We start from the raw sequence: 7,319 nt of genomic DNA on the forward strand, positions 1-7,319 counted from the left end.
TTGTAAAAACAAAAAGGAGAGAAGATGTATGAAAAAGTTAGCAAGAGTCTTCGCAATGCTGCTGTGCGTCTGCATGCTGGCAACAGCCTGCGGCGGCGGCAACACCCCCTCCCAGTCCGGCGGCGGCAGCGCCGGGGCCTCCCCTGTGAAGGATACGCTGGTGGTTGCGGTTCAGGCCGATATGGCGGACAAGGACCCCATCAACGGCTCCACCACCAACGACACCGTCAAGGTCAAGGCGCAGGTCTATGAGACGCTGATCGAGCGCACCGTGCCGGAGCAGGAATATAAGTCCCTGCTTGCCGAAAAGTGGGAGTTCAACGAAGACGCCACCGAGCTGACCATCACTCTGCGCGAGGGCATCAAAACCCACAACGGCGAGACGCTGACAGCCGAGGACTGTCTGTTCTCCCTCAACTGCCTGCGGGAGAGCGCCAACAAATCCGTCACCGACCACATGGATTTGGAAAAGAGCCATGTGGTGGACGACCGTACCTTTGTCATCGTGATGGACGAGGTGTACATGCCCGTGATTGCCAATCTCTCCTATCCCACCTGTGTCATGTTCAGCAAGAAGGGTTATGAGGAGAACAACGGCGACTGGGCCACCATGGACATCGGCACCGGCCCCTATACCTGGGGCGACTGGTCCATTGGAAGCAGCATCAGGATGGCCGCCTTCGGCGACTATTATGTGGAGGGTCAGCCCGCCATTAAGAATCTTGAGTTTAAGGTGATTTCCGAGGATGGAAACCGTTACATCGAGGTGGAAACCGGCGGCGCGGACTTGTGCTACAACCTATCCGGCGTGGATATCGAGGCCGCCAGCGCCAACCCCGACGTGGAGGTGTTCCGCGAGTACACCATGGACAACTGCTATCTGAGCTTCAACCAGCGTAACGAGCCCTTCAATGATGTCCGGGTCCGTCAGGCCATCGCCTACGCGCTGGATATCGAGGGCGCATGGAAGGTCTGCATGGACGGCGTGGGCCAGCCTGCCAAGGGCCTGCTGCCCGACAACATCACCGACTCCATCGCAAAGACCGACTCTCCCTATCATGTGGACTATCCCGTCTACAAGTACAATCTTGAAAAGGCCAAGGAGTTGCTGGCCGAGGCCGGATATCCCAACGGCTTCTCCGCCCGCTATCACGTGGGCCACATGGCTCTGCGTCAGGCCTATGGCGAGTTCTTTGCAAACGCGCTGAAGCAGATCGGCATCAATGTGGAAATTGTTGCTCTGGACGCGGCCACCAACTCTCAGGCGCTGAAGGTGGAGCACAACTTTGATATCTACACCTGGGGCATTGCCGCCACCAACGGCGATATCGACTTTGCCAACCGCTTCTTCTATACCGATGCCGTCAACAACATCTTTGGGTACAGCGACCCCGACATGGACGCCATGATCGTGGCCGCCGCCAGAGAGATTGACCCCGCCAAGCGCAGCGAGCTGAACGCCGCCATTCAGCAGAAGGCGCTGGACGAGTGCATCATTGTCCCTATCTATCAGCAGGAGGATATCTACTGCCATTCTGCCAGCCTTCAGGGCCTGCGCAACGGGGCCTATCAGTCTCCTCTGCTGAAGTACTGCTACTTCGCGTAAGCATCCCTGCCAAAAGGGCAATTTAGAAACAGAGAAACGGGAAAACAGGGAAAAGGCGGGGCGAATAATTCCTTCATATTATTCGCCCCGTCCTTTTTATCCCATGCTGCGGCATAAACAGCGGACAATTGACACAGTTGGCCGCGACGGTTGAATGAGGGAAAACGAAATGCTGAAATACATTATGAAGCGCCTGCTGTGGATCATACCGGTTTTGATCGGCGTGACCATCATCGTGTTTACAATCCTCTACTTTTCTCCCGGCGACCCGGCGTATCTCGCTCTGGGCGACAACGCCACGCCGGAGTCCGTGGAGGCTTATCGCATTGAAATGGGCATCAGCGGCGGCTATTGGGAGCGTCTGGGCAACACATTGCTGGGGCTGATTCAGGGAGATCTGGGCCTGTCCTTCCGCTCCAAAACCCCGGTGATCAACGAGCTGATCGTCCGCTTTAAGGTCACCTTCGACATCTCCGCCTGGAGCATTGTTCTGGGCATTATACTGGGGATTTTCTTCGGAATTATATCGGCGCTGAAGCAGAACACCATTTGGGACTCACTGTCCACGGGCTGCGCGCTGTTTGGCATTTCCATGCCGATGTTCTGGCAGGGCCTGATGCTGATTTTGATTTTTTCTGTGACACTAAGCTGGCTTCCCCCCTCGGGGTATGGAGATAGCTGGAAGCAGATGGTGCTGCCGGTGATTGCGCTGGGCGTGAACTCCTCCGCCACCATCATGCGCACCACCCGCAGCTCCATGCTGGAGGTGATGCGGCAGGACTATATCCGCACCGCCAAAGCCAAAGGCCAGACCTACTGGGTGGTGGTGCTGCGCCACGCCCTGAAAAACGCCATGATTCCCATTGTCACGGTCATAGGCCTGCAAATGGGAACGCTTTTGGCAGGTTCCATCGTCACGGAGGCCATTTTCTCCATCGCGGGCGTGGGCAAATATCTGGTGGATTCCATGCTGGCAAGAGATTATAACGCGGTGCAGGGCTGCGTGCTGTTGATCGCCTTTGTGTCCGCCATTTTAAACCTGCTGGTGGACATTATTTACACCTTTATTGACCCTCGCATGAAAACCATGTATGAGAGCGAGTCCGGATTCAAGCGCTTCAAGCGGAAAGGAGCTGGTCAAGATGGCTAAAGGCAAAGAAAAGAAGCACACCATGTTGGCGGAAATCTGGCGGCGCTTCAAAAAGAACCGGCAGGCCGTCGTGGGTCTGGTGGTGCTGGTTCTGTTTGTTCTGGTGGCCATTTTCGCAGACCAGATTGCCCCTTACGGTTATGACGAGCAGGACGCCGCCCGCGCCCAGATCGCCCCCTGCGCCCAGTACATCTTCGGCACGGACAATTTGGGCCGCGATGTGTTTAGTCGCATCGTGTACGGTAGCCGCTACTCTCTGTCCATCGGCTTTCTGGCGGTCGGCATCTCCGTGCTGACCGGCGGGCTTTTGGGCGTCATTGCCGCCTATTATTCCAAGCTTGACAACATCATCATGCGGGCCATGGACCTGTTTATGGCCATCCCCCAGATGCTGCTGGCAATGTGCATCGTGTCCGCGCTGGGGGGAAGCCTTTTTAACCTGATGCTGGCGGTGGGACTTTCCTCAACGCCAAAATTTGCTCGCGTGGTGCGGGCCTCGGTGCTGTCTACTCGGGAGCAGGAATTTGTGGAAGCCGCCCGCGCCATCGGCTCCAGCAATTTCCGCATCATCCTGCATCACATTCTGCCAAACTCTATTTCGCCCCTCATTGTGCAGGCCACGCTAAATATGGCGGGCGCGATCATCTCCGCCTCGGCCCTGAGCTTTCTGGGCTTTGGTATTCAGGCGCCCAAGCCGGAGTGGGGGGCCATGCTGTCCGCCGGGCGCAAATACATCCGCACCCTGCCGTATCTCACCGTCATTCCCGGCCTTGCCATCATGGCCGTGGTGTACGCGTTGAACGTGGTGGGCGACGGCCTGCGGGATTGTTTGGATCCCAGACTAAAAAAGTGAGGAGGGACGGACAATGGCTGAAAAGATACTGGACGTTCAGAATCTGGAAATTCGCTACGTCACCGACGAAGAGACGGTTTGTGCGGTCAATGATGTGAGCTTTACGCTGGAGAAGGGCGAGAGCATCGGCCTTGTGGGCGAGACGGGCGCGGGCAAAACCACCACGGCGCTGGGCATTATGGGCCTTGTGCCCGACCCGCCGGGAGAAATCGTGGGCGGCTCCATCCTCTTTGACGGGCAGGATTTGCTCAAGCTGCCAGAAAAGCAGATGCGGGCCATCCGGGGCGGAAAAATCTCTATGATTTTTCAGGACCCCATGACCTCCTTAAACCCGGTGATGACCGTGGGCGAGCAGATTGCGGAGGTGGTGCTGCTACACAACAAAATTTCCAAGGCCGAGGCCAGAAAGCGGGCCATGGAAATGCTGGAGCAGGTGGGCATTCCCGCTGCCCGGTGCGACGATTATCCCCATCAGTTTTCCGGCGGCATGAAGCAGCGGGTGGTCATCGCCATCGCGCTTGCGTGCAGTCCCGAGCTGCTGATTGCCGACGAGCCGACCACTGCGCTGGATGTGACCATTCAGGCGCAGGTGCTGGAGCTGATGCGCAAATTGCAGGCGGAGTATAACACCTCGCTGATTCTCATTACCCACGATCTGGGCGTGGTGGCTAAGGTCTGCGACAAGGTGGCGGTGGTGTATGCCGGTGAAATCATTGAATACGGCACGCTGGAAGACATCTATACCGACAAGCGCCATATCTATACAGTGGGCCTGTTTGATTCCCTTCCCGACATTGAGAAGGAAGCCGCCAACCTGAAGGTCATTCCCGGCGCGGTGCCTGATCCGGCCAACCTGCCCAAGGGCTGCAAGTTCCACCCCAGATGCACCGAGGCCACGGACGCGTGCCGGAACGAGCTGATTCCCTTTGTAAGGATTTCGGAAACTCACAGTGTCCGCTGCAACCGGTTTGGCAGCGCGGAGGTATGATATGGCGGAAATTTTAAGACTTGAAAATCTGAAAAAGCATTTTAACACCCGCAAGGGCGTGCTCCACGCGGTGGACGGCGTGACCTTCGGCGTGCAGGAGGGGCAGACGCTGGGCATCGTGGGCGAGTCCGGCTGTGGAAAGTCAACGCTGGGCCGCGTGATTCTGCACCTCCACGAAAAGACCGCCGGCAAAATTATCTTCAATGGGGAAGATATCTCCGATGTGTCCGAGATCAAGCTGAAAAAGCTGCGGGAGGACATGCAGATCATTTTTCAGGACCCCTATGCCTCCCTGAATCCCAGAATGACGGTGGGAGACATCATCGGCGAGCCTTTGAAAATTTACAAGAAGTGCGGCAGCAAGGAAGCGCTGCAAAAAAAGGTCCGGGAAACCATGGACGTGGTGGGCCTTGCGGAGCGAACCTTTCATCTCTATCCCCACGAGCTGGACGGCGGCCGCCGCCAGCGGGTGGGCACCGCCCGGGCGCTAATTCTGGACCCCAAGCTCATCGTCTGCGACGAGCCCGTGTCTGCGCTGGATGTGTCCATTCAGGCCCAGATTCTGAACCTGATGATGGATTTGCAGAAGGAGCGGAACCTGACCTATCTCTTCATCACTCACAATTTGTCCGTGGTGAAGCACATTTCCGACGATATCACCGTGATGTATCTGGGGCAGATGGTGGAGAAGGCAAAGTCCTCGGAGATTTTCGCACATCAGTATCACCCCTATACCAAGGCGCTGATTTCCGCTATCCCCCTGCCCAAGTTCAACGCGCCCAATCATCAGATTATTCTCAAGGGCGAAATCACCTCTCCCATCAATGTGACAAAGTCCTGCCGGTTTGCGCCCCGGTGCATCTACGCAAAGCCCGAATGCTTTCATTCCGAGCCGGAGCTGGAGGAGGTTTCCAAGGACCACTTTGTCAAGTGCCACTTTGTGCGGGAGATCAACGGCCTGTAAAACGGCGCGCCGCCGTTTCAGCGGCGTATAAAGGAGCGTTTATGGAATACTTCGAATTTGACGAGCTGGCAAGCCGCCTGCCCTGGAGTCAGGTAAAGTGGGACCCCGCCGAGCTGGATGCAAAGTTCGGGACCAGCGACGTGACCCCCGCGTGGGTGGCGGACATGGACCTGAAAACGCCCCCCGCCGTCCGCGAGGCGGTGATGGAAGCGGCAAAATGCGGGATGTACGGCTATACCCGGGTGGACGAGCGTACCGTTGCGTCCTATCTGAACTGGCAGAAGCGGCGCAACGGCTGGGAGCCGCCCGCGGACTGGTTCCGCTATACGCCTGGTGTGGTGACCGCCATTAATATGCTGCTGATTTCCCAGACCGAGGAGGGGGACGAGGTGCTGATTCAGCGGCCCGTGTACTATCCCTTCTCCATGTCCATCGAAAAGCAGAAGCGCACCGTGGTCAACAGTCCCCTGCGCCTGAAGGACGGGCGGTATGAAATTGATTTCGAGGATTTTGAGCAAAAGGCGGCGTCTCCCAAGTGCCGCGCGTTTGTGATGAGCAATCCCCACAATCCCGTGGGCCGGGTGTTCACAGAAGAAGAACTGCGTCAATTGGGCGATATCTGCAAGCGGCACGGGGTTTTTGTGATCGCCGACGAAATTCACAGCGATTTGATTTATCTCGGCCGCCGCCATGTGGTTTTCGCGTCGCTGGGGGAGGAAATTGCCGACAATTGCGCCGTTTGCCACGCGCCCACCAAGACGTTTAATCTGGCGGGGCTGGCGTTTTCCTGTGTCATGATTGCGGACGCGGCGCGGCGGGAGAAATTTGACGCCGTTTTCCACCGTTACTGCGGCGCGGCCCATCCCACCTTTTTCGCCCCGGTGGCTGCCAGAGCCGCATGGGACTTTGGCGAAGAGTGGCTTGCGGCCTGCCTTGACTATATTTATGGGAATTACCTGTATGTGAAAGCGTTTGCCGAAAAGACATGGCAGGGCCGGGTGGAGGTTCTTCCGCTGGAGGGGACCTATCTTGTATGGCTGGATTTTCGGAAGCTGGAGCCCGATTCCAAAAGGCTGGAGGAGCGGATGATCCATAAGGCCAAGGTGGCGCTGGACGAGGGGTATATTTTCGGTCCCGAGGGCAGCGGCTTTGAGAGGCTGAATCTGGCCGCGCCCCGGATACTGATGGAAAAAGTTATGGGGCAGATTGCCTTGGAATTTTCGTGAATTTGTATTTATTAGGAGTTAGAAACATGAGCGACTACAAAAAATCCATGCTAATTGAACCAGAGGACAATGTGGCGGTGGCTGTCGACCCCATTGAGAAGGGGGAGATGACCCTTGCGGGTGACGAGGAACTTGTCGCCGGAGAGTTCATCAAGGAGGGGCACAAAATTGCTCGCTGCGATATCAAAAAAGACGCGGAGATTATCAAGTACGGCGTGCATATCGGCGTTGCCACCGCAGACATCAAAAAGGGCGAGTGGGTACATGAGCACAACGTGTATGACGACTTTGAGGAGATCAACCGGGAGCGGCGGGCCTATTACCGCTCCATGGCGCCCGATGCGCTGGATTACACCGCGCCTGCGCTGTACCGCGGAGAAGAGCTGAACCTGCCCGAGACAATTATGGGCTATAAGCGGGACGACGGCACCTTCGGCATTCGCAACCATGTGGTGGTGATCTCTCTGGTGCAGTGCTCCAACAACGCCGCGCAGCGCATCGCCGCCGCCTGCGACGTGCCCGCCACCTATGT

The 7,319-nt window shown here is 57.0% G+C and carries 7 protein-coding genes; all 7 read left to right on the plus strand.

Annotation, left to right across the window (positions count from 1 at the left end):
* Positions 1-28: 28 nt before the first annotated feature.
* The gene (locus RTK01_RS00990) at positions 29-1,606 is read left to right on the plus strand and encodes an ABC transporter substrate-binding protein (protein WP_312279176.1); all 1,578 of its coding nucleotides are present in this window, start codon (positions 29-31) and stop codon (positions 1,604-1,606) included.
* 169 nt (positions 1,607-1,775) lie between these two features.
* On the plus strand, positions 1,776-2,756 hold the full coding sequence (locus RTK01_RS00995) for an ABC transporter permease (RefSeq protein ID WP_312279177.1): 981 nt from the start codon (positions 1,776-1,778) through the stop codon (positions 2,754-2,756).
* A complete protein-coding gene (locus RTK01_RS01000) occupies positions 2,749-3,609 on the plus strand; it encodes an ABC transporter permease (protein WP_312279178.1) in 861 nt (286 codons plus the stop codon). Before RTK01_RS00995 ends, RTK01_RS01000 begins: the two co-directional genes overlap by 8 nt.
* 13 nt (positions 3,610-3,622) lie before the next feature.
* Positions 3,623-4,597: an ABC transporter ATP-binding protein gene (locus RTK01_RS01005; protein ID WP_312279179.1), complete on the plus strand. Its 975-nt coding sequence runs from the start codon at positions 3,623-3,625 to the stop codon at positions 4,595-4,597.
* 1 nt (position 4,598) lies between these two features.
* Positions 4,599-5,561 (plus strand): oligopeptide/dipeptide ABC transporter ATP-binding protein, encoded by a 963-nt coding sequence (locus tag RTK01_RS01010; protein ID WP_312279180.1) that lies wholly within the window; start codon positions 4,599-4,601, stop codon positions 5,559-5,561.
* A gap of 41 nt (positions 5,562-5,602) precedes the next feature.
* Positions 5,603-6,787 (plus strand): MalY/PatB family protein, encoded by a 1,185-nt coding sequence (locus RTK01_RS01015; protein ID WP_312279181.1) that lies wholly within the window; start codon positions 5,603-5,605, stop codon positions 6,785-6,787.
* Positions 6,788-6,813: 26 nt separating this feature from the next.
* A partial coding sequence (locus tag RTK01_RS01020; protein ID WP_312279182.1) for a UxaA family hydrolase occupies positions 6,814-7,319 on the plus strand: 506 nt, incomplete at its 3' end.

Origin of the sequence: Oscillibacter sp. (genome assembly GCF_031978065.1) — a bacterium.
Taxonomy (GTDB): Bacteria; Bacillota; Clostridia; order Oscillospirales; family Oscillospiraceae; genus Oscillibacter.

Coding starts and splice junctions, on each gene's coding strand:
- RTK01_RS00990 (WP_312279176.1), top strand. CDS start 29: ATGAAAAAGTTAGCAAGAGTCTTCGCAATGCTGCTGTGCGTCTGCATG.
- RTK01_RS00995 (WP_312279177.1), top strand. CDS start 1,776: ATGCTGAAATACATTATGAAGCGCCTGCTGTGGATCATACCGGTTTTG.
- RTK01_RS01000 (WP_312279178.1), top strand. CDS start 2,749: ATGGCTAAAGGCAAAGAAAAGAAGCACACCATGTTGGCGGAAATCTGG.
- RTK01_RS01005 (WP_312279179.1), top strand. CDS start 3,623: ATGGCTGAAAAGATACTGGACGTTCAGAATCTGGAAATTCGCTACGTC.
- RTK01_RS01010 (WP_312279180.1), top strand. CDS start 4,599: ATGGCGGAAATTTTAAGACTTGAAAATCTGAAAAAGCATTTTAACACC.
- RTK01_RS01015 (WP_312279181.1), top strand. CDS start 5,603: ATGGAATACTTCGAATTTGACGAGCTGGCAAGCCGCCTGCCCTGGAGT.